A 20,811-nucleotide genomic window follows, 5' to 3' on the forward strand; every position below is an offset into this window, starting at 1 on the left:
GATGCTGTTCGGCCGGTTTCTCCCCGGAGGCTCGCCTCTCCTCGGCGGACAGCACGTTTACCTGCGGCCGCCCAGCATTGCCGACTACGAATCCTGGGCGGCCTTGCGTGCCATCAGCCGCGATCATCTGCAGCCCTGGGAGCCGACCTGGGCCGAGGACGCGCTGAGCCGCGACGGATTCCGCCGCCGGCTCGCCTGGTTCGAGCGGCTCAAGCGTCAGGATCTCGGCGAGGCCTATTTCATCTTTCTGCGCCGCAACGATGGTTTGGTCGGCGGCATCACCTTGTCCAACTTAAGGCGCGGCGCTTCGCAATGCGGTGAACTCGGCTATTGGATCGGCAAGCCGCATGCCGGACAGGGCTATATGACCGATGCCCTGGCGGTGATGATGGCGCATTGCTATGGCAGCCTGAAGCTGCACCGGCTGGAAGCCGCCTGTCTGCCCGAGAACGGGCCGAGCCAGCGGCTTCTCATCAAGGCGGGTTTCAAGCCGGAAGGCATTCTGCGGGAATATCTTAAGATCGACGGCGTCTGGCGGGACCACCAGCTTTACGCGCGGCTGTCTACCGATCCTAAACCCCGCTAACCCGGCCCCCGCCGAAAGAGCGAAGTAGTAACCGTTCAGGCGCGGCCGGCGACGCTCGACAGCTTGGCGACGTCGACGCCAATCTTGCGCACCGCGCGCTCCCACAACGCATCGAGATCGGAATCGAAGATCAGATCCGGATCGGCGGGCGCCGCCAGCCAGGCATTCTCCTGGATCTCTGCATCGAGCTGTCCCGGCCCCCAGCCGGCATAGCCCAGCGCGAACAGGCTGCGCTGCGGCCCGGTACCGTTGGCGATGGCGCGCAGCACGTCCAGCGTAGCGGTCAGTCCGATCCCTCTGCTCTCGTCCAGCTTCACGCTGCCCTGATGCATGTAGTCGGTCGAATGCAGCACGAAGCCGCGACCGGTCTCCACAGGCCCGCCGAGGCGGACGATGATGTCGTTGTCGATGGTGGGCTCGATGCCGAGCTGCGTCAGCAGATTGGGGAAGGTCAGGCCCGGATAGGGCTTGTTGATCACCAGCCCCATCGCGCCTTCGGCGTTGTGGGAGCACATGTAGATAACGGTGCGGGCAAAACGCGGATCACCCATCGACGGCATCGCGACTAGCAGTTGCCGCTCGAGATAGCCGGTGATCGCCTTGCTGTCGTCCATCATGCTCAGCTCCCCGCTTTCACTCGAATGTTACTCTTGTGGGATCAGTTGTCCATATGGTGGCGGTGTCTGGCTCTTGCAATTCCCACGCCGCAGGACAGAGTTAAGTCATGGTTGTTCGGCGGGTGTCCTGGGTTTTTGCCGTTTTCTTCGGTTTGCTGCCTGCCTCGGCGGCGCAGGCCCAGACTGCGCCCCAGATTACGCCTCAGACTTCAGCCTTGCAGCGCGAGCCCGTCCGCCTGAGTTTGCTCGACGCCGGCGGCGAGCGGGCCGGCTTGCTGATTCGCCTCGCGCCGGGCTGGAAATTCTACTGGCGCACGCCGGGCGAGGGCGGTTTGCCGCCGCGTTTCGATTGGTCGGCCTCCCGCAATCTGGCCCATGCTGAAGTGAAATGGCCCGCGCCGCAGCGGATCAACATCGGCAACACCGAACTCTACGGCTATACCGGCGAGGTAGTGCTGCCCATCAAGCTGGTGCCGCAGCAGAAGGGGCAGCCGCTCGATCTCGACCTCGCGCTGGAATACGGCGTCTGCAAGGAAATCTGCATCCTGCGCGAGGACCGGCTGACCCATCGCCTCAGCCATGGGATGAACGCGCCTGCGGATATCCAATCCTCTGCGGCAGTTCTTGTCGCGCGCTGGCAGGCCAAGGTTCCGCAACCAGCTGAGCAGGCCGGCATCCGCCTGGTCTCGCGGCACAGTACGCCGGGTGAACTGGGCATCACGTTGGAAAGCGATCTGCCGCTGAGCCAGCCCGATCTTTTCATCGAAGGGCCCAGCGAAGCATGGTTCAGCCGGCCCGAGGTGTCTTTGTCGCCGGATCGGCGGCAGGCGCGCTTTGTGTTTTCGGTTTCGCCCGTCGATGCGGCGGCGAAACCGCTGACCCTGACGCTGGTGGACGACGCGATCCGCGCCGAAATGGCGCTGAAGCCCTGATTGTCGCGAACGGTTGGCAGTCGACACTTGCCTCCGCGGCGGGGCGGGCCCATGTTACCCTGGCCGTTTTTCGCGGCATTCAGCCCAACTGAAACGAAACGAGGAAACAATGACCATCAAGGTTGGCGACCGTATCCCTGACGTCACGCTTTACGTTATGTCCGAGGAAGGGCCGCAGACGGTCAAAACCGGCGAACTGTTTAAGGGCAAGAAAGTTGCGCTGTTCGCTCTGCCGGGCGCCTTCACGCCGACCTGCTCGGCCAAGCATCTGCCGGGCTTCATCGAGAGGCATGCCGAACTGAAGAACAAGGGCATCGATCTCATCGCCTGCCTGTCGGTCAACGACGCCTTCGTGATGGGCGCCTGGGGCAAGCAGCAGAATGTCGGCGACAAGGTGATGATGCTGGCCGACGGCTCGGCCGAATTCACCAAGGCGATCGGCATGGAATTCGATCTCTCCGCCCGCGGCCTTGGCCTGCGCTCGCAGCGCTATTCGATGCTGATCGAGGATGGCGTGGTGAAGACGCTCAATCTGGAAAAGCCTGGCGCCTTCGAGGTCTCGGACGCCAATACCCTGCTCTCTCAGCTCTAAGCGTCCATTTCGGCGATGGAAAGGCCGGCCGGAGCAATCCGGCCGGCTTTTCATTCGATATCGAAGCTGCCGGCGATTTCGGTGGCGGCCGCGCGGGCAAGCTGATCGACCCGCTCATTCTCGACATGGCCGGAATGGCCTTGCACCCATTGCCAGGTGATCTGATGCGGCTTGGCAGCTTCTTCGTAGCGCTGCCACAGATCGACGTTCTTGGTCGGCTTGCGGTCGGCAGTTTTCCAGCCGCGCGCCTTCCAACTTTGCAGCCATTTGGTCGCGCCGTCTATCACATAGCGGCTATCGGCGTAGATGGTGACGGTGCAGGGCCGCTTCAGCGCTTCCAGCGCTTCGATCACTGCCATCAGTTCCATGCGGTTGTTGGTGGTTTCCGGCTCGGCGCCGCTCAGCTCTTTCTCGTTGCCGCGAAAACGCAGGATCGCCGCCCAGCCGCCGGGCCCAGGATTGCCCAGGCAGGCGCCGTCGGTGAAAATCTCGACGCTTTCCGCAGGGGCCATGATCAGCGTTCGACCCCGTAGGCCGATGGCCCCAGCACCTGGCGATGGAATTTCAGCTTCTTCCAGTATTCCATCGGGTCCTTCGGTTTCACCAGCGCGCCGGGCACCTGATTCAGCCAGTCATATAGCCGCGTCAGCAGGAAGCGCAGCGCCGCGCCACGCGCAAAAAGCGGCAGGGTTTGCACTTCGCCGTCGGTCAGCGGCCGCACGCTTTCATAGCCCGCAATCAGCGCCTTCGCCTTGGTGACGTTGAATGCGCCATCACCCTCGAAGCACCAGGCATTCAGCGCGATCGCCAAGTCATAGGCGAAGTAGTCGTTGCAGGCGAAATAGAAATCGATCAGGCCGCTCAAGGTTTCGCCGACGAACAGCACGTTGTCGGGGAACAGATCGGCGTGGATGACGCCGTGCGGCAAGGGCTTGTCGCCCGCGCGGCCCGGCGGCGTGGGCCAGGCGGCGGCGAGCGCATCGAATTCGCGCTCCAGTTCCTTTTCCAGCCCCTCGCGGACCTGGTTGGCGCGCTCGCCGCAGGCAGACAGCACGCTGCGCCAGCCCTCGACGCTCAGCGCATTCGGCCGGTTGAGCGGGAAATCGCGGCCCGCCACATGCATGCGTGCCATGGCGGCGCCAACCTCGCGGCAATGATGCGTGGTCGGACGCTTGGGCCAGACGCCGTTCAGGAAGCTGATGATGGCACAGGGGCGTCCTGCGACTTCGCGCAGCACATTGCCCTGGCGATCATGGATCGGCGTCGGGCAGGCCAGGCCCTTGCTGGTCAGGTGATCCATCAGGCCGAGGAAGTAGGGCAGATCCTCGCGCTTCACGCGGCGCTCGTACAGCGTGAGGAAATAATGGCCCTTGTCGGTGACCAGCATGTAGTTGGAATTCTCGACGCCCTCGGCGATGCCCTTGCAGGACAACGCCGTGCCGATGTCGTACTCGGCCAGTAAGGCGGCCAACTGGTCGTCGTCGATTTCTGTGTAGACAGCCATGCAGAGCGATCAGGCGGCAGAAGCGTCGAGGGCTGCGGGCAGCTTGAACTGCACGGCTTCTGTGGCGGTGGCGATTTCGCGCAAGGTCACGTCGTAGCGCTGGCGGAAGGCCTCAATCACTTCTTCCACCAGGCGTTCGGGTGCGCTGGCACCGGCGGTGATGCCAACGGTCTGCACGCCGTCCAGCGCCGACCAGTCGATGTCGCCGGCGCGCTGCACGAGCTGCGCGCGTTCGCAGCCCGAGCGTTTTGCTACTTCGACAAGGCGCAGCGAGTTCGAGGAATTCGGCGCGCCGATCACCAGCATGGCGTCGCAGCCGCCGGCAATCGCCTTCACGGCTGCCTGGCGGTTGGTGGTGGCGTAGCAGATGTCTTCCTTCTTCGGCCCCTCGATCTGCGGGAAACGCTTCTTCAGCGCCGCGATGATTTCGGCCGTGTCGTCCACCGACAGCGTGGTCTGCGTAATGTAGGCGAGCGGCTCGCCATCGGGCATATCAAGGCGCGCGACATCCTCCACCGTCTCGATCAGCGTCACCGCGCCGGGCGGCAATTGGCCCATCGTGCCGATCACTTCCGGATGGCCGGCATGGCCGATCAGGATCAGGCGGCGGCCTTCCTTGTAATGGCGCTCGGCGCCGCGATGCACCTTGCTGACCAGCGGGCAGGTGGCATCCAGATAGAATAGATTGCGCGCCTGCGCCGCCGCCGGCACCGATTTCGGCACGCCATGGGCCGAAAAGATCACCGGCGCGCCCTGCGGCACCTCGTCCAACTCGTCGACGAAGACGGCGCCCTTGGCAGCCAGACTGTCGACCACGGTGCGGTTATGTACGATCTCGTGGCGCACGTAGACCGGCGCGCCGAAACGCTCCAGCGCCTTTTCCACGATCTGGATCGCCCGGTCGACGCCGGCGCAGAACCCGCGCGGGGCGGCCAGGACAAGGGCGATTGAAGGGCGGCTGCTAGAGGTCATCGGCCTGGTATCAGTCCTGAAAGATCAAAGGCTTGCAAGCCTGTCGCTTGTCTGCCGCCGGGCCCTCTTCTATACAGGACAGGCCCGCGAACTGCCGGGCAAGCTAATACACTCGCCGCGCGAAGGAAAGGCTGCCATGCCCTCCTGCGTGGCGCAGAAGCCCGTGAGCCGCCCGTGAGCATTTTCTCGACCGTCCGTCTTTCCGCCCTGCGCCCTGCTCTCGCCGTTCTGGTCCTGCTTGGCCTTGGCCTTGCGGCCTGTTCCGGTTCCAAGCCGAACAGGCTGCCGCCCTGCCCGCGGGTCGGCATCCTGGGCGATGCGCAGAAGGCGACGCAGTATCGCGAGGGCGCCGGCCGCGACCTCACCGATGTGACCTTCGAGACCGAGCTGGTCGATTACGACGGCCAGTGCAAATACGAAGACAAGCAGAGCGTGGTGGTGGTCAGCTTCATCCTGCAGGTCGGCGCCACGCGTGGGCCGGCCGCGACGCAGAACCAGGCGCTGGTGCCGTATTTCGTCGCCGTGGTTGACAAGCAGCAGAATGTGCTGGCGCGCGAGGAATTTGTCGCCCGCATTCCCTTTGAGCCGGGTCGCCGCCGCGTCATCGTCGGCGAGGAACTGGAGCAGCGCATTCCGCTGGCCGGCCGCAGCACCAGCGACGTCGAAATCCTGATCGGCCTGGAGATGGGCCGCGAGCAGCTCGAACGTAACCGGCAAGAACGCGGCTTCTGACCGACAGCCGCGCCGTGCCGGCAACCACCATCCTCAATCGTCTGAACCGTCTGCGCGGTCTGTGGCCAGGCCTGACGGTGGCTGCGACCGTGGCGCTCGCGGTCGGCTTCATTTCCGAGCATTACGGCGGCCCGGCCTTCCTGCTTGCGCTGCTGCTCGGCATGGCCTTCAACTTCCTTGCCACCGATGCCCGCGTGCGGCCCGGCATCGATTTCGCCGCGCGCAGCGTGCTGCGCATCGGTGTGGCTTTGCTCGGTATCCGCATCACCTTCGACCGCATCTGGGAACTCGGCATCGGCCCGGTGGCGCTGGCGGTCTGCGGTGTGGCGCTGTCGATCTTGAGCGGCGCGCTGCTCGCCAGGCTGGCCGGGCGCAGCCGCGAAGAGGGACTGCTTTCGGGCGGCGCGGTCGGCATCTGCGGCGCTTCGGCGGCGATGGCGATTGCCGCCGCTCTGCCGCGTTCGCCGCAGGCTGAGCGTCTGACATTGCTCACCGTCATCGGCGTCACGGCGTTGTCGACGGCGGCGATGGTGATCTACCCGCTGCTGGCCAAGACGCTGGGCTTGGATGAGACGGCTTCCGGCGTGCTGTTCGGCGCCACCATTCATGACGTGGCCCAGGTGCTTGGTGCGGGGCTCACGGTCTCGCCGCATGCCGGCGACATCGCCACTTTCGTCAAGCTGGTGCGCGTGGCCTGCCTTCTGCCGGTGGTGGTCATGATCGCCTGGCTGTACCGACGCACGGCGACGGAGAAAGCGGAAGGCGGCGCGGGCGGCCAGCAGCAGTTGCTGCCGCGCTTCCTGCTCGGCTTCGTCGCACTGGTGGTGCTGGCCAGCATCCTGCCGCTGCCCGAGATGCTGGTGAGCGGCGTGTCCGATGTTTCGCGCGCCTGCCTGCTCATCGCCATCTCGGCGCTGGGCGTGAAGACGTCCTTCGGCGAGCTTTTTGCGCTCGGCTGGAAGCCACTGCTGCTCATTCTGGCCGAGACGGCCATCCTCCTGGTTTTTGTCACCACGACCCTGCTGCTGGCTTTCTGAGCCGGTTTTGGGGCCAGAAAGATAGCCGCTGGAGCGATCCGGGCTCCCTGGTAACCAATCCGGTTCATCCGGGTTCGTTGCAGCCCGTTCGAGTCCGTTTCGCTCCATTCCGGTTCGTTTGCGACCGTTTTGAACCATTCCGATTCATTTCGATCCATTTCCCTCCATTTTCATTCCCGCGGCTTCCGAATGCCTTTTGGAGCTTCACGTGGCGTCTATCGGCTTCCGAGGCCTTCCTGACGCCCCCACCGCTTCGGGCGCTTCCCGGCCATACGAAGGTATGCGCCCATGACCCTTTCACGATGCCCAGCAGCAGTGGCAACAAGGCCTTCGCAGGACAAACGGCAGCGTCAGAAAACGGGCCCCGGGCCTCGCCTATCGGCTCGCCCGGGGTGACGATGTTCTGGAGTGTTAGGCGGTCTTGAGCGCGGACAGATTGCCCGTTCTCAATACGCTAGCGCGCAACCGTCCTTGCGCGGATCGGAGCCGGCCTGCAGCACACCGTTCTCTGCGTCGATCATGATCGCCTGACCGCCGCCATGGGGCATTTCGGCCATATGGATCGGGTGGCCCAGAGCGGCGAGGCCTTTCAGCACATCCTCGCGGATGCCGCGCTCGGCCTCGAAGCGGTTCATCTGATAGAAGCCGCGGGCGCAGTCGATGGCTTCTTGCACGTTCATGCCGTAGTCGATGATGTTGGTCAGCACATGGCTTTGACCGACCGGCTGGAAGCCGCCGCCCATCACGCCGAAGCACAGCCAGGGCTTGCCGTCCTTCAGCGCCATGGCCGGAATGATGGTGTGCAGCGGCCGCTTGTGTGGCGCAACGCAATTCGGATGCGTAGGATCGACGCGGAAGCCGGCGCCGCGGTTTTGCAGCAGCACGCCGGTCTTCGGGCTGCTCAGGCCAGTGCCATAGGGCCAGAACAACGAGTTGATGAAGGAGCAGGCATTGCCCTTCTCGTCGACGACGCTGATGTAGACCGTGTCGCGATAGGTGGTCGCACCAGCGGGGCCAAGAACCGGCATCGCCTTCTTCATGTCGATGCGGCTGCGCAGCTCGTCGGCGAAGCTGGCGGAGAGAATCTTCTCAACGGGCACTTCGGCGAAGGCGGGATCGGCCACATAGGCATCGCGCATCTGGAACGCAAGCCGCGTGGCTTCGGCCTCGATATGGAAACGCTCGACGCCGACTGGATCGTATTTGGAAAGATCGAAGCCGCTCAGGATATTCAGCATCAACAGCGTGGTGATGCCGACGCCGTTTGGCGGAATCTCCAGCACGTCGACACCGCGATAGCGCGTCATGATGGGGTCGACCCAGAAGGCTTCCTGGGTTGCGAAATCTTCCAGCGCATGCGTGCCGCCCAGGCTGCGCAGGTATTCCACGATGTCCTCGGCCACCCAGCTGGTATAGAAGCCGTCGCGGCCCTTGGCGGCGATCTCGCGGAAGACTTTCGCATGCTCAGGCTGGCGGAAGACTTCGCCGGCCTTCGGCGCGCGGCCATCCTTCAGCCAGGCACGTGCGGAATTGGCATCGGCCTTGAGCTTGCCTTCGTTGCGCGCCCAGTCGGTGGCGACGCGTTCGGTGACGGCGAAGCCGTTCTCGGCATGCTGGATCGCGGGCTGGAGCAGTTCGGCCAGCGGCATCGAGCCGAAGCGCTGGTTCAGCTTGCACCAGGAATCGACGGCGCCTGGAATGGTGACGGCATGCACCGAGGTCAGCCCGATCTCTTTCATGCCCTGCTGCAGCAGGAAATCGGCGGTCAGGCCTTTTGGCGCACGACCTGAGCCGTTGAGGCCATAGACCTTGCCGCCCTTGGCGAGATCGGTGCCGGCCGGCGCGAAGAGCACGAAATTGTCGCCGCCGATGCCGGTTGAGCCGGGCTCGACCACACATTGCACGGCGCAGGCGGCAATCGCCGCATCGGCCGCATTGCCGCCGCGCCGCAGGATCTCCAGCGCGGTGAGGGTCGAAAGATGATGCGAGGTGGCGGCGGCGCCATTCCGGCCCATGACGACGGAACGGCCGGGCAATTGCAGGTCACGCATGAGACGAGAGACTCCCCAGAAGATCAGGACCCGGAGCTTATGCGCTGGCCGCCGGGATGGAAAGGCCGAGGTTTCCTCTACAGCACGTCATCCCGGTGCTATTCGTCATCCCGGGCGCGGTGCAGCCTGCAATGGTGCACCGCAGGCCCGGGATCTGCTGATGTATTGGCAAAAGATTCCGGGTTGGCAACACACCACTCCGTGCGCAGCCTGTCCTCGGGCCGCGCAAAACGCGGACCCGTGGGTAGCACCCGGGATGGCGGGAGAAGGTGGGATAACGGGGCGTGAGCTAGATCTCATCCCGTCTGGCGCGCTGCTTGGCGAAGGCATCGGCGGCGGCGGATTCTTCGCGTTCGCGGGCCTTGAGCTGATAGAGCTGGTCGCGGCCAGCGTGATACTGCACCGGCCAATTCACGCCGCGCCAATCGTAATCGGCCGCCGCATGCAGCGTGAAATAGGGATCGGCCAGATGCGGCCGGGCGAGCGCGCAAAGATCGGCGCGGCCGGATGCGACGATGGTGTTGACCTGATCGGCCGTGGTAATCGCGCCGACCGCGATGGTGGCGATGCCAGCCTCCTGACGGATGGCATCGGAAAACGGCGTCTGGAACATACGGCCGTAAACAGGCTTTGCTTCCGTGGACGTCTGCCCGGCGGAAACGTCGAGCAGGTCGCAGCCGCGTGCCTTCAGCATTTTCGCGATCTGCACGGAATCCTCGATCTCAAGCCCGCGTCCCGGCACCCAGTCGACTGCCGAGAGCCGCACAGAGATCGGCTTTTCCGCAGGCCAGACGGCGCGGATCGCCTCGAATACCTCCAGCGGGAAGCGCATGCGATTCTCCAGGCTGCCGCCATACGCATCATCGCGCGTATTGCTCAGCGGCGAGATGAAGGTCGAGAGCAGATAGCCATGCGCCATATGCAGTTCCAGCAGGTCGAAGCCCGCATCAATCGCAAGCCTGGCGGCGGCAACGAAATCCTCGCGCACGGCATCCATATCGGCGGGGGTCATCGCGCGCGGTACTTGGCTATGCGGCAGATAGGGAATGGGCGAGGGGCCGATGATCTCCCAGGCGCCCTGCGGCAATGGCTCATCATAGCCGCCAGCCCAAGGCAAGCAGGTCGCACCCTTGCGGCCGGCATGCGCAAGCTGAATGCCGATTTTCGCTTTGGAATTGGCGTGGACGAAATCGGTGATGCGGCGCCAGGCCCTGGCATGCGCTTCGCTCCACAGGCCGGTGCAGCCCGGCGTGATGCGTGCCTCGGGCGCGATATCGGTCATCTCGGTAATCACGAGACCGGCGCCGCCGATGGCGCGGCTGCCTAGATGCACCAGCGTCCAGTCGTTCGGCATGCCGTCTTCCGCCGAATACTGGCACATGGGCGAAACGACGACGCGGTTTTCCAGCACCAGATCGCGTAGCTTGAATGGCGTGAACATCGGCGGCGGTGGATTGGGGGATTTTTGCAGCGTCACGCCCTGCTCGCGCTCGACCTTTTCGGCGAACCAGCGGTCGATCCCGGCGATGAAAGCCGGATCGCGCAGGCGCAGATTGTCATAGGTGATGCGTTTTGAACGCGACAGCAGTGACAGCGCGAGCTGGATCGGCTCGAAACCGCGATACCGCTCGGTATGTTCGAACCATTCCAGAGAAACCTGCGCCGCATGCTGCAAAATCGAGACTTCCGTCTGGCGCGCGTCTTCGAACGCTTTCAGCGCCGCAGGCAGCGCATTATGGCCAGCATGCAGCGTGCGGTTCAGCGCGATGGCGTCTTCCATCGCAAGCTTAGTGCCCGAGCCGATGGAGAAATGCGCCGTATGCACCGCATCGCCGATGAGGACGATATTCTCATGCACCCATCGCTCGCATTTGATGGTCGGAAATGTGCGCCAGATCGAGCGGTTGCTCAGCAACTTGTGTCCATTCAGGTGCCTGGCAAAGAGATTCTGGCAATAAGCGAGCGTTTCGTCTTCGCTGGCCCGATCAAGGCCCGCGCGTTTCCAGGTTTCTTCGGTGGTTTCGACGATCCAGGTCGATAGGTCTTTTTCGAAACGGTAGGCATGAACCTGGAACAGGCCATGCTGGTTGGCCTCGAAGATGAAGGTGAAGGTATCGAGCGGCAAAGTCGTCCCGAGCCAGACGAATTTGTTGCGCCGCCAGTCGAGATGCGGCCGGAAGCGATCCTTCCAGGTTTCTCGCACCAGACTGTTGATGCCGTCGGCACCGACCAGCAGGTCGCAACCGCGGCGCAGCGCTTCGAAATCCTGCTGCTCGCTTTGGAAATGCAGTTTCACGCCATGGGCCTGGCAGCGTTCCTGCAGAATCTGCAACAGCCGCTTGCGCGCCAGACCGCAGAAGCCATGGCCGCCGGAGCGAATGCGTTGGCCGCCGGCCACCACATCGATCTGGTCCCAGTAAGCGAAGCTGTCCTTGATCGCCTGATAGGTTTCTGCGTCTTCCGAGAGGAACTGGTTCAGCGTTTCGTCAGAGAAGACGACACCGAAGCCGAAGGTGTCGTCCGGGCGGTTGCGCTCGTAAACCGTGATCTCGTGGCCCGGGTCGGCCTTCTTCATCAGGAGGGCCAGATAGAGGCCGGCCGGACCGCCTCCGACGATGGTGACACGCATGGCGGCGCTCCTCGTCCAGAATATTTTATACTTAAAATATATTCTGGGCAGACAGCAGGCGCAATACGGGCGTTGACGCGCCCTGAGACAGGGGTGTCACGCGGTCAGAGAGAGGAGAGGTGGTTTCAGCGCGCCTTGAAGGCGGTGAAGCCGAAGCCCGCCAGGGCGATGCCAAAGAAGATCCGGGCCAGGCTGCCCGGCGGCATGGGGATGAAGCCGAGATAGCGGTGGCGGGCGAGCTCCGCCAGAGCGACGGCCAAGGTGCCGAGCAGCAGCCAGCGGCCGGGCACTGGCCGATGCCGCAGACCCGCGATGATCGCCAGCATCAGGGTGCCGAGCAGGATCAGCGGCAGCGGCAGATTGCCCAGAGGCAGGCGGTCGGCCGCAACGGCAACCAAAAGGGCAATCGCAATGCCAGTGATCAGAGTCAGCCATTTCGAGCCCGGTGGCAGCACCAGACTGAACACCGCGCCGAAGGCAAAGCCGAGCAAACCGGCGGTGAAGGCGAGATATCGCAGATCGCCCTCGAGCCCGGTGAAGATGGGCCAGCCGAGAAGATCGGTGAACTCGACGGCGGCTAATGCTGCATGCAGGACTGCGCCGACGCCCCAGAATAACGCAGCCGGCAGCGGCGAGCGCGCGACCAAAACGAGACATAGAACGGCGCCGGCGAAATAGAGGGCTTGAGCGATCTGGGCGATATCGGGCATAACGGCACTATGGCGGGCGGGTCAAAAGGTCGCAAGCTCCGGTAATCACGCCGAAAAACCGGTCGCTTTGCGGGGTTGACGCCTGCCGGGGGCAGGGCTATAACCCCCGCCTCGATTTCGCCGCAAGGCAGCATCAACCAATCGGAAATCGTCAGCTATGGCTCAACATAAGTCCGCGGAGAAGCGCGCCCGTCAGACCAAGAAGCGCACGGCCGTCAACCGCGCCCGTCGCAGCAAAGTCCGCACGGCAGTGAAGAAACTGGAAGCCGCTATTGCCTCCGGCGATAAGGCCGCAGCGCAGGCCGCGTTCAAGGAAGCGCAGCCCGCGCTCGACAAGAGCGTGACCAAGGGTGTGGTGAAGAAGCGCACTGCCTCGCGCAAGCTGTCGCGTCTGAACGCCCGTCTCAAAGCTATGGCTTGATCGCCGCGCCAGCAGCGCCTCATTAGCCTTTAGTCTTATCAGCTCCGAAACATCGCCCAGCTCATCGAGCGGGCGATGTTTTTTTATGCGACTGCGAAATCAGTACGCATGATGTTGCAGCGTTCGCGGACGTTTTCATCAAGGTGATTAATCCGCGCCTTGTTTCCACTCAGCCGCAGAACACGTTGCCAAGTTCTAATTATGCAACGCGGAAAAATTTTTTTCGGGGAGTCATCATCTGTCCGCTTGCGTGGCCCCGGCTATTTCCCTTTAATGCCTCCGCTGCCGCGCGACGAGCGGATAGCGACATCGGGGAAGGGCGGGGGATGCCGCCCTATGGTGTCGAAGTTTCCGGTGGGATTTTTTGTGACGCCGGCAGCGCGCGTGACGGAAGATAGACTTGAAACAACGAACGTGGCGCGAGGTTGGGGATGTTGGCTTCGGTGAAGGCGGGGGACGATGACTATGCTGGCGATGTTGCGACGACCGAAGCCTGGAACCGACTTGCAAACGACCCGACCGCCCAACTCATAGACGTCCGTACTCAACCTGAATGGAGTTTCGTCGGCACGCCGGATCTCGGCAAGCTGGGGAAGCGTCCGCTGTTTGTATCTTGGCAAGTGTATCCTGAAATGAGTGTGAACCCGCGTTTTGCCGAAGAGCTGTCTGCCCAGGGGGTGGTGCCCGGGCAGGCCCTGTATTTCATCTGCCGCTCGGGCGCGCGGTCGCGCGCCGCGGCCAAGGCGATGACGGCGGCCGGGTTCGGTCCTTGCTACAATGTAGCGGGCGGATTTGAGGGCGATCTCGACGCCGACAAGCGGCGCGGACGTTTGAACGGCTGGAAGGCCGCTGGCCTGGCCTGGGTCCAGAGCTGAGGACCCCGATCATGGTCAAATCCTCGCATCCACAGTCGCAATCCGTCTCCATGGCCGATCTGCCGGCCCCCACGGCCGGTGAGCCGCTGGACGCCCAGTGGCAGCGCGTGCGTGCGCGCCTGCGCGTTTCCTTCGGCGATGCGGCCTTCAATTCCTGGCTGAAGCCGGTCGTGCTGGCCGATGAGGGCCTGGCGCAGGACGGCGATGTCCATCTGGCGGTGCCGACCCGCTTCATGCGCGATTGGGTCGCCAATCACTACAGCGAGCGCTTGCGCGAGATCTGGCGCCTGGAAAATGCTGCGGTGCGCCGCGTCGTGATCCATGTCCGTCCCACCGGCGCCACCCAGGCGCCGCAGGCGAAGGTCGCAGCCGCCAACGAGGCGATGCCGGCAGTGCCACGCGTGATGACCTCGGATCGTGGCGCGCCGGCCATGCAGGTGCGCGAGATGGACGATGTCGAACGTGAATTGTCCGCGCCGCTCGATCCGCGCTTCACCTTCGACAGCTTCATCACCGGCAAGTCGAACGAGCTGGCGCGCGCGGCCGCGCTGCGCGTCGCCGAAAGCCCGACGGTGACCTACAATCCGCTGTTCCTCTATGGCGGCGTGGGTCTGGGCAAGACCCATCTGATGCATGCGATCGGCTGGCATATCCGCCAGCGCTTCCCGGAGCGCCGCGTGGTGTATCTGTCGGCCGAGAAGTTCATGTATCAGTTCATCCGTGCCTTGCGCTTCAAGGACACGATGGCGTTCAAGGAGCAGTTCCGCTCGGTCGATGTGCTGATGATCGACGACATCCAGTTCATTGCCGGCAAGGAAAGCACCCAGGAAGAGTTCTTCCATACCTTCAACGCGCTGTGCGATCAGAACCGGCAGATCATCGTCTCCGGCGACCGCTCGCCGTCGGATCTGGAAGGCATCGAGGAGCGCATGCGCTCGCGTCTCGGCTGGGGTCTGGTGGCCGACATCCATCCGACCGATTTCGAGCTGCGGCTGTCGATCCTGCAGGCCAAGGCCGAGAAGAACGGCTTGACCAACATTCCGCAGGACGTGCTGGAATTTCTCGCCCGCCGCATCACCTCGAATGTGCGCGAACTGGAAGGCGCACTGAACCGCATCTCGGCCTATGCCAGCCTGGTCGGCAAGCCGGTGACGGTGGCCTCGGCGCAGGAAGTGCTGCAGGACCTGCTCCGCGCCAACGACCGCAAGGTCACCATCGAAGAAATCCAGAAGCGCGTGGCCGAGCATTACTCGATCCGCTTCGCCGACATGCATTCGCCCCGCCGGGCCCGCGCCGTGGCCCGTCCGCGCCAGGTGGCGATGTATCTGGCCAAGCAGCTCACCTCGCGCTCGCTGCCCGAGATCGGGCGCAAATTCGGCGGCCGCGACCACACCACGGTGATGCATGCCGTGCGCAAGATCGAGGAGCTGCGGGAGATCGATGCGGCCTTTGCCGAGGATATCGATTTGCTGCGCCGCAAACTGGAAAGCTGATATTTTCGATTTTTTCAGTAAATCCAATAACTTGGACTAAGAAAAGGGCTGCCGGAAGGCGGCCCTTTTGCATGCGCAAAAAGGGGTCAAATCCCTCGCGTACAAAGGGGGGGTTTGATATACTCTGCGGACTCGGCGGAAACCTGCCGAAATCAACAAAAACATGACCGGTTTCCAACCATGAAACTCACCATCGAGCGCGCCGTTCTGCTGACCGCCTTGAGCCATGTGCAGAGCGTCGTCGAGCGCCGCAACACCATCCCGATCCTGTCCAACGTGCTGCTGGAGGCCGAGGGCGAACGGCTGGCGTTGACCGCCACCGACCTCGATATCGCCGTGGTCGAGAAACTGCCGGCCAAGGTGGAGAAGCCGGGCGCCACGACCGTAGCAGCCCATACCTTCTACGACATCGTGCGCAAGCTGCCCGATGGCGCGGAGATCGAGCTGACCTTTGCTGCCTCCGATCAGCGCCTCGATCTGCGCGCCGGCCGTTCCAGCTTCAAGCTGAGCTGCCTGCCGAAGGAAGATTTCCCGGTCATGGCTGCCGGCGATCTGCCACATAGCTTCCAGCTGCCGGCCGATCAGCTGCGCCGCCTGATCGACAAGACGCGTTTCGCCATCTCGACGGAAGAGACGCGCTATTACCTCAACGGTATCTACCTGCATGCGGCCAGCAGCGCCGGCGTGCCGATGCTGCGCGCGGTGGCGACCGACGGCCATCGCCTGGCGCGCGTCGAAGCGCCGCTGCCGGCGGGTGCTGCAGGCATGCCGGGCGTCATCGTACCGCGCAAGACGGTGAACGAACTGCGCAAGCTGCTGGAAGGCGGCGCGGCCGATGTGAAGATCGAGCTGAGCGACACGAAGATTCGCTTCACCTTCGGCGAGCTGGTGCTGGTCTCCAAGCTGATCGACGGCGCTTTCCCCGAATACGAGCGCGTCATTCCGCGCGACAACGACAAGGTGATGGAAGTCGACAGCAAGGCCTTTGCCGCTGCCGTCGACCGCGTCGCCACCATCTCCACCGAGAAGAGCCGCGCGGTGAAGCTGTCGCTCAAGCCTGAAGGCATCGAGCTGTCGGCCACCAGCCCGGATCACGGCTCGGCCTCCGAGCAGCTGACCGCGGCCTATAGCGCGGCTCCGATCGAGGTGGGCTATAACTCGCGCTATCTCCTCGACATCGCGAGCCAGATTGAAGGCGAGAATGCACGGTTCCTGCTGGCGGATGCGCTGGCGCCCACGCTCGTGCGCGATCCGAGCGACGATGGCGCGCTGTATGTGCTGATGCCGATGCGAGTGTGACTTGGTCAGCAGCGCGGTCTTAGTTGCGAATAACAGGTCGTTTGAAAACGCGGCGCAGGGCGGTACAGCCGTCCTCTCGCTGAGCCTGCGCGATTTTCGCAATTACACCGAGCTGCATCTGCGCCTCAGCGGCGCACCCGTAGTGCTGACCGGCCCCAACGGCGCCGGCAAGACGAATATCCTGGAGGCTCTGTCCTTCCTCAGCCCTGGCCGCGGCCTGCGCCGCGCCAAGCTGTCGGAGGTCAACCGCCATGCAGGCCAAAGCTGCTGGGCGGCGCATGCGGAAGTGGCAAGCGTCGTCGGGCCGGTGAGCATCGGCACCGGGCTTGCAGAAACGCCAGCCGGCGAGGAAGGCAGCGAACGCCGTGTCGTGCGGATCAACGGCGAGCCGGCGGCGAGCGCGAACGGCCTGACCGAGTATCTGGACGTGGTCTGGCTGACGCCGCAGATGGACCGGCTTTTCGTCGACGGCGTTTCGACGCGGCGGCGTTTCATGGACCGGCTGGTCTATGGCCTGGATAGCGGCCATGCGCGGCAACTGGCCGCTTACGAGCGCGCGATGCGCGAGCGCAACCGCCTGCTGAAAGCAGGTGGCGCCGATCCGGCCTGGCTCAGCGCGCTGGAAGGCCAGATGGCCGAGCATGGCGTGGCGGTGGCCGCCGCGCGGCGCGACGGTCTGGCGCGGATCGAAACCGGGATGACCCTGGCGACGGGTCCGTTTCCGCGCGCGCGGCTGGCGGCGCAGGGCGTGATCGAAGCCTGGCTGGAAGACATGCCGGCCTTGGCGGCAGAAGAGAAGTTCCGCAGCCTGCTGGCGGCCAAGCGCGGCATCGACCGCGAGGCTGGCGCTGCCACCGACGGGCCGCATCGCAGCGATCTGATGGTGTGGCATGCCGAGAAGGCGCAGGCCGCCGAGCATTGCTCGACCGGCGAGCAGAAGGCGCTGCTGATCGCGATCACCCTGGCGAATGCGCGATTGATCCGCGCGCGCCGGCAAAAGGCGCCGCTGATGCTGATGGATGAGGTGTCGGCGCATCTCGATGCAAGGCGGCGCACGGCGTTGTACGAGGAACTGCTCGCCCTGGGCGGGCAGGCATGGTTGACCGGAACCGACGAGGGCTTGTTCGACGACCTCGCCGGCCGGGCTGAGTTTTTCACGGTGGTCGATGGCGTAGTCACGCCGCGCCACGTTTAATTTGAGGCAGTGACTGATATGAGCGAAGCAGTGGCACCGCATGACGGCCGTGATAACGGCAACAGCGAGAGTTACGATTCCTCCGCGATCAAGGTGCTCAAGGGCCTGGATGCCGTGCGCAAGCGCCCGGGCATGTATATCGGCGATACCGATGACGGCACCGGCCTGCATCACATGGTCTACGAGGTGGTCGACAACGCCATCGACGAGGCGCTGGCGGGCTATTGCGACGAAGTCTATGTCGGCCTCAATCCGGACGGTTCCTGCACGGTGCGCGACAACGGCCGCGGCATTCCGGTCGATATCCACCCGGAAGAGGGCGTTTCGGCCGCGCAGGTCATCATGACCCAGCTGCATGCCGGCGGTAAGTTCGACCAGAATTCCTACAAGGTGTCGGGCGGCCTGCATGGCGTGGGCGTGTCGGTGGTGAATGCGCTGTCGATCACGCTGGAGCTGCGCATCTGGCGCGGCGGCAAAGAGTATTTCATGCGCTTCCGCCACGGCGACCCGGAAGCGCCGCTGGCCGAAGTCGGCCCGGCTGTGGATGGCAAGCGTGGCACGGAAGTGACCTTCCTGCCTTCGCCGGAAACCTTCACTAAGACCGAGTTCGATTTCGCCACGCTGGAGCATCGCCTGCGCGAGCTGGCCTTCCTCAACAGCGGCGTGAAGATCGTTCTCGAAGATCTGCGCGGCGTCGAGCCCAAGCGCGTCGAGCTGCGCTACGATGGCGGCGTTGAGGCATTCGTCGCTTATCTCGACCGCAACAAGACGGCGCTGCACAAGCCGCCGGTGACCATTCGCGGCGAGCGTGACGGCATCGGCGTCGAAATCGCGATGGAGTGGAATGACGGCTATCACGAGACCGTGCTCTGCTTCACCAACAACATTCCGCAGCGCGACGGTGGCACCCATCTGGCCGGCTTCCGCGCCGCGCTGACCCGCTGCATCAACAATTACGCCAGCGAGAGCGGCATCCTGAAGAAGGAGAAGGTCACGCTGAGCGGCGAGGATGCGCGCGAGGGCCTGACCTGCGTGCTGTCGGTGAAGGTGCCCGATCCGAAATTCTCCTCGCAGACGAAGGACAAGCTGGTCTCGTCAGAAGTGCGTCCGGCGGTGGAAAGCCTGGTCAACGAAGTGCTGGCCGCGTGGCTGGAGGAACATCCGTCCGAGGCGCGCAACATCGTCGGCAAGGTGGTGGAAGCCGCTGCCGCGCGCGAAGCCGCCCGCAAGGCGCGCGAGCTGACGCGGCGCAAGGGCGCGCTGGACATCTCCTCGCTGCCCGGCAAGCTGGCCGATTGCCAGGAGCGCGATCCGTCCAAGGCGGAACTCTTTCTGGTCGAGGGTGACTCGGCGGGCGGTTCGGCCAAGCAGGGCCGTCATCGCGCCAACCAGGCCGTGCTGCCGCTGCGCGGCAAGATCCTCAACGTCGAGCGCGCGCGCTTCGACAAGATGCTGTCCTCGCAGGAAATCGGCACGCTGATCACAGCGCTTGGCACCGGCATCGGCCATGAGGACTTCGATCTGTCGAAGCTGCGCTACCACAAGATCATCATCATGACCGACGCCGACGTGGACGGCGCGCATATCCGTACGCTGCTGCTGACCTTCTTCTTCCGGCAGATGCGGCCGCTGATCGATGCGGGGCATCTCTATATCGCGCAGCCGCCGCTGTATAAGGTCAAGCGCGGCCAGTCGGAACGCTATCTGAAGGACGAAGCCGCGCTGGAGGATTACCTGATCAACGAGGGCATCGAAGGCGCAGTGCTGACCCTGCATGACGGCAGCCAGCGCGCCGGTCAGGATCTGCGCACGCTGCTTGATCATGCGCGTGTGGCGCGCGGCCTCCTGGATGCGATCGGCAAGCGCTACAATCCGTGGATCGTCGAGCAGGCTGCCATCCTCGGCATGCTGCAGGCCGATATCATGGCCGATCCGCAGAAGGCTGCGGAAGCCGCCGATGCGTTGTCGCGCCGCCTGAACGCGCTGACGCCGGAACTGGAACGCGGCTGGATCTGCACTGCCAGCGGCGACGGCACGCTGACGGTGAAGCGCAGCCTGCGCGGCTATACCGAGACCTATGTGCTCGATGGCCAGCTGCTGCGTTCGGTCGATGCCCGCCGCCTCAACGACATGGCGGGCGAGATGCAGGCCACCTATCTGAAGCCGGCCGAACTGCGCCGCAAGGATGAGGTGCATGTGGTGCGCGGCCCCGTCGATCTGCTGGAGCGCGTGCAGGCCGCCGGCCGTAAGGGCATCACCATGCAGCGCTACAAAGGCCTGGGCGAGATGAACCCCGAGCAGCTCTGGGAGACCACGCTGGACCCCGAGGCGCGCAGCCTGCTGCAGGTCAAGATCGACCATGCGGAGGAAGCGGACAACGTGTTCGAGACGCTGATGGGCGATGTCGTCGAGCCGCGCCGCGACTTCATTCAGAGCAACGCGCTGAACGTGGCCAATCTGGATATCTGAGACCAGCTGCTGTGCGCGGAAGCAAAAACCGTCGGAATGGAAGCGAAAACTGGTCGCCTTTGAAATGATTACTGACTCTGGCTCCCGATTTCCTTAATGAAATCAGACACAAAGCTACTACCGGTCGGCTGATTCAGGCGGAGGCCAAATCCTGACGTCAGATTCCGACGGTTTTCAGCAGCCGCCCGGAAGCCCGACCACGGTTTCCCTGTTAACGCCCATGACCTCGATGTTTCCAGCCGTTCGGCCGGTATATGCCTCGTGGTGGTGGCCATGGACGATTAGCCGGACCCCCATAGCTTTCGCTAGGTCTCCAAGCTCCGGGAACCCGTGCCGATGGCTCTCCGGCGCATCATGAAGCACCAGGATATCGGCGGATTGGTCCCAGAGGCGCTCGTAGTCGCTCCAGAAGATGGAGGTTCTGTGTCGGATGGGGATTCCCTCCCGGACCGCCCCGGGCGCCCCTGTCACCGAAGTAAGGGCTGCCAACTCCTCGGGAGACCGAAATACTGGTTGGCCATGCAGGAGCTTTGGGTGCCAGATCTCCTCCCGGAAGATGCCCCCTAGGCCCGCAATCCGGATCCCAGCGATTTCGACGACCCTGCCGTGCAGACTAAATTCCGAATTATATACTTGACTGAACAACCGCAGTCCTATAAGTTCCTGTTCAGGAGCTAAAGCCATGACTGACCTTTCT

General features: G+C 63.8%; 18 protein-coding genes and 1 pseudogene. 11 read left to right on the forward strand and 8 right to left on the reverse strand.

The window, feature by feature from the left end; translation table 11 throughout:
- Position 1 precedes the first annotated feature (1 nt).
- Positions 2 to 586: a GNAT family protein gene (locus tag Q0603_RS07455; protein ID WP_298724155.1), complete on the forward strand. Its 585-nt coding sequence runs from the start codon at positions 2 to 4 to the stop codon at positions 584 to 586.
- Between the two features lie 35 nt (positions 587 to 621).
- Here Q0603_RS07455 and Q0603_RS07460 read toward each other — a convergent pair whose 3' ends face one another.
- Complete coding sequence (locus tag Q0603_RS07460) at positions 622 to 1,203, reverse strand: YqgE/AlgH family protein (RefSeq protein WP_366132457.1); 582 nt, start codon at positions 1,201 to 1,203, stop codon at positions 622 to 624.
- Between the two features lie 107 nt (positions 1,204 to 1,310).
- Between Q0603_RS07460 and Q0603_RS07465 the strand changes: the two genes are divergently transcribed.
- Both Q0603_RS07465 and Q0603_RS07470 read left to right on the forward strand, forming a co-directional pair.
- Positions 1,311 to 2,135 carry a protein-disulfide reductase DsbD domain-containing protein gene (locus tag Q0603_RS07465; protein ID WP_298724157.1) on the forward strand — a complete coding sequence of 275 codons (825 nt, stop codon included), beginning with the start codon at positions 1,311 to 1,313 and terminating at the stop codon, positions 2,133 to 2,135.
- Positions 2,136 to 2,244: 109 nt separating this feature from the next.
- A complete protein-coding gene (locus Q0603_RS07470; protein ID WP_298724159.1) occupies positions 2,245 to 2,727 on the forward strand; it encodes a peroxiredoxin in 483 nt (160 codons plus the stop codon).
- A 50-nt stretch (positions 2,728 to 2,777) separates the two neighbouring features.
- On the opposite strand, the gene rnhA is transcribed toward Q0603_RS07470, so the two are convergent.
- From rnhA to ispH, 3 genes are read right to left on the reverse strand one after another with little or no spacing between them, the layout of a single operon-like run.
- Positions 2,778 to 3,239: a ribonuclease HI gene (rnhA, locus tag Q0603_RS07475; RefSeq protein WP_298724162.1), complete on the reverse strand. Its 462-nt coding sequence runs from the start codon at positions 3,237 to 3,239 to the stop codon at positions 2,778 to 2,780.
- A 2-nt stretch (positions 3,240 to 3,241) separates the two neighbouring features.
- Positions 3,242 to 4,231 carry a homoserine kinase gene (locus Q0603_RS07480; RefSeq protein WP_298724164.1) on the reverse strand — a complete coding sequence of 330 codons (990 nt, stop codon included), beginning with the start codon at positions 4,229 to 4,231 and terminating at the stop codon, positions 3,242 to 3,244.
- Between the two features lie 9 nt (positions 4,232 to 4,240).
- Complete coding sequence (gene ispH / locus Q0603_RS07485; protein ID WP_298724167.1) at positions 4,241 to 5,203, reverse strand: 4-hydroxy-3-methylbut-2-enyl diphosphate reductase; 963 nt, start codon at positions 5,201 to 5,203, stop codon at positions 4,241 to 4,243.
- A gap of 174 nt (positions 5,204 to 5,377) precedes the next feature.
- Here ispH and Q0603_RS07490 point away from each other — a divergent pair, with 174 nt between their 5' ends.
- Together Q0603_RS07490 and Q0603_RS07495 are read left to right on the forward strand one after the other, a co-directional pair.
- Positions 5,378 to 5,935 carry a hypothetical protein gene (locus Q0603_RS07490; protein ID WP_298724169.1) on the forward strand — a complete coding sequence of 186 codons (558 nt, stop codon included), beginning with the start codon at positions 5,378 to 5,380 and terminating at the stop codon, positions 5,933 to 5,935.
- Between the two features lie 14 nt (positions 5,936 to 5,949).
- Positions 5,950 to 6,972 (forward strand): putative sulfate exporter family transporter, encoded by a 1,023-nt coding sequence (locus tag Q0603_RS07495; protein ID WP_298724171.1) that lies wholly within the window; start codon positions 5,950 to 5,952, stop codon positions 6,970 to 6,972.
- A 446-nt stretch (positions 6,973 to 7,418) separates the two neighbouring features.
- Here Q0603_RS07495 and ggt read toward each other — a convergent pair whose 3' ends face one another.
- The 3 genes from ggt to Q0603_RS07510 form a co-directional block, all read right to left on the reverse strand.
- Positions 7,419 to 9,023, reverse strand: a complete 1,605-nt coding sequence (ggt, locus tag Q0603_RS07500; protein WP_298724173.1) for a gamma-glutamyltransferase — start codon at positions 9,021 to 9,023, stop codon at positions 7,419 to 7,421.
- Between the two features lie 289 nt (positions 9,024 to 9,312).
- Entirely contained in the window at positions 9,313 to 11,652 is a 2,340-nt protein-coding gene (locus tag Q0603_RS07505) for a bifunctional salicylyl-CoA 5-hydroxylase/oxidoreductase (RefSeq protein ID WP_298724175.1), read from the reverse strand.
- Between the two features lie 125 nt (positions 11,653 to 11,777).
- The gene (locus Q0603_RS07510) at positions 11,778 to 12,362 is read right to left on the reverse strand and encodes a hypothetical protein (RefSeq protein ID WP_298724177.1); all 585 of its coding nucleotides are present in this window, start codon (positions 12,360 to 12,362) and stop codon (positions 11,778 to 11,780) included.
- A 157-nt stretch (positions 12,363 to 12,519) separates the two neighbouring features.
- On the opposite strand from Q0603_RS07510, the gene rpsT reads away from it, so the two are divergent.
- The 6 genes from rpsT (at position 12,520) to gyrB (ending at position 20,114) form a co-directional block, all read left to right on the forward strand.
- Positions 12,520 to 12,783, forward strand: a complete 264-nt coding sequence (rpsT, locus tag Q0603_RS07515; protein ID WP_298724179.1) for a 30S ribosomal protein S20 — start codon at positions 12,520 to 12,522, stop codon at positions 12,781 to 12,783.
- 431 nt (positions 12,784 to 13,214) lie between these two features.
- A complete protein-coding gene (locus Q0603_RS07520; RefSeq protein WP_298724181.1) occupies positions 13,215 to 13,658 on the forward strand; it encodes a rhodanese-like domain-containing protein in 444 nt (147 codons plus the stop codon).
- Between the two features lie 50 nt (positions 13,659 to 13,708).
- Positions 13,709 to 15,151 carry a chromosomal replication initiator protein DnaA gene (gene dnaA, locus Q0603_RS07525; protein WP_298724224.1) on the forward strand — a complete coding sequence of 481 codons (1,443 nt, stop codon included), beginning with the start codon at positions 13,709 to 13,711 and terminating at the stop codon, positions 15,149 to 15,151.
- A gap of 180 nt (positions 15,152 to 15,331) precedes the next feature.
- Positions 15,332 to 16,450 (forward strand): DNA polymerase III subunit beta, encoded by a 1,119-nt coding sequence (gene dnaN / locus Q0603_RS07530; RefSeq protein WP_298724183.1) that lies wholly within the window; start codon positions 15,332 to 15,334, stop codon positions 16,448 to 16,450.
- Position 16,451: 1 nt separating this feature from the next.
- Positions 16,452 to 17,645 carry a DNA replication/repair protein RecF gene (gene recF / locus Q0603_RS07535; RefSeq protein ID WP_298724187.1) on the forward strand — a complete coding sequence of 398 codons (1,194 nt, stop codon included), beginning with the start codon at positions 16,452 to 16,454 and terminating at the stop codon, positions 17,643 to 17,645.
- A gap of 18 nt (positions 17,646 to 17,663) precedes the next feature.
- A complete protein-coding gene (gene gyrB / locus Q0603_RS07540) occupies positions 17,664 to 20,114 on the forward strand; it encodes a DNA topoisomerase (ATP-hydrolyzing) subunit B (RefSeq protein ID WP_298724189.1) in 2,451 nt (816 codons plus the stop codon).
- Between the two features lie 174 nt (positions 20,115 to 20,288).
- Here gyrB and Q0603_RS07545 read toward each other — a convergent pair.
- Positions 20,289 to 20,811, reverse strand: a pseudogene (locus Q0603_RS07545) (hypothetical protein); the annotation flags it as partial.

The sequence above is a fragment of the uncultured Ferrovibrio sp. genome (genome assembly GCF_937960835.1).
Classification (GTDB): Bacteria; Pseudomonadota; Alphaproteobacteria; order Ferrovibrionales; family Ferrovibrionaceae; genus Ferrovibrio.

What these genes read in the sequence shown, in the direction of transcription:
- rnhA (WP_298724162.1), bottom strand. Translation starts at nt 3,239, where the DNA reads ATGGCCCCTGCGGAAAGCGTCGAGATTTTCACCGACGGCGCCTGCCTG.
- Q0603_RS07505 (WP_298724175.1), bottom strand. Translation starts at nt 11,652, where the DNA reads ATGCGTGTCACCATCGTCGGAGGCGGTCCGGCCGGCCTCTATCTGGCC.
- ispH (WP_298724167.1), bottom strand. Translation starts at nt 5,203, where the DNA reads ATGACCTCTAGCAGCCGCCCTTCAATCGCCCTTGTCCTGGCCGCCCCG.
- Q0603_RS07470 (WP_298724159.1), top strand. Translation starts at nt 2,245, where the DNA reads ATGACCATCAAGGTTGGCGACCGTATCCCTGACGTCACGCTTTACGTT.
- Q0603_RS07455 (WP_298724155.1), top strand. Translation starts at nt 2, where the DNA reads ATGCTGTTCGGCCGGTTTCTCCCCGGAGGCTCGCCTCTCCTCGGCGGA.
- ggt (WP_298724173.1), bottom strand. Translation starts at nt 9,023, where the DNA reads ATGCGTGACCTGCAATTGCCCGGCCGTTCCGTCGTCATGGGCCGGAAT.
- Q0603_RS07520 (WP_298724181.1), top strand. Translation starts at nt 13,215, where the DNA reads ATGTTGGCTTCGGTGAAGGCGGGGGACGATGACTATGCTGGCGATGTT.
- Q0603_RS07480 (WP_298724164.1), bottom strand. Translation starts at nt 4,231, where the DNA reads ATGGCTGTCTACACAGAAATCGACGACGACCAGTTGGCCGCCTTACTG.
- Q0603_RS07465 (WP_298724157.1), top strand. Translation starts at nt 1,311, where the DNA reads ATGGTTGTTCGGCGGGTGTCCTGGGTTTTTGCCGTTTTCTTCGGTTTG.
- dnaN (WP_298724183.1), top strand. Translation starts at nt 15,332, where the DNA reads ATGAAACTCACCATCGAGCGCGCCGTTCTGCTGACCGCCTTGAGCCAT.
- rpsT (WP_298724179.1), top strand. Translation starts at nt 12,520, where the DNA reads ATGGCTCAACATAAGTCCGCGGAGAAGCGCGCCCGTCAGACCAAGAAG.
- Q0603_RS07460 (WP_366132457.1), bottom strand. Translation starts at nt 1,203, where the DNA reads ATGATGGACGACAGCAAGGCGATCACCGGCTATCTCGAGCGGCAACTG.
- dnaA (WP_298724224.1), top strand. Translation starts at nt 13,709, where the DNA reads ATGGCCGATCTGCCGGCCCCCACGGCCGGTGAGCCGCTGGACGCCCAG.
- gyrB (WP_298724189.1), top strand. Translation starts at nt 17,664, where the DNA reads ATGAGCGAAGCAGTGGCACCGCATGACGGCCGTGATAACGGCAACAGC.
- Q0603_RS07510 (WP_298724177.1), bottom strand. Translation starts at nt 12,362, where the DNA reads ATGCCCGATATCGCCCAGATCGCTCAAGCCCTCTATTTCGCCGGCGCC.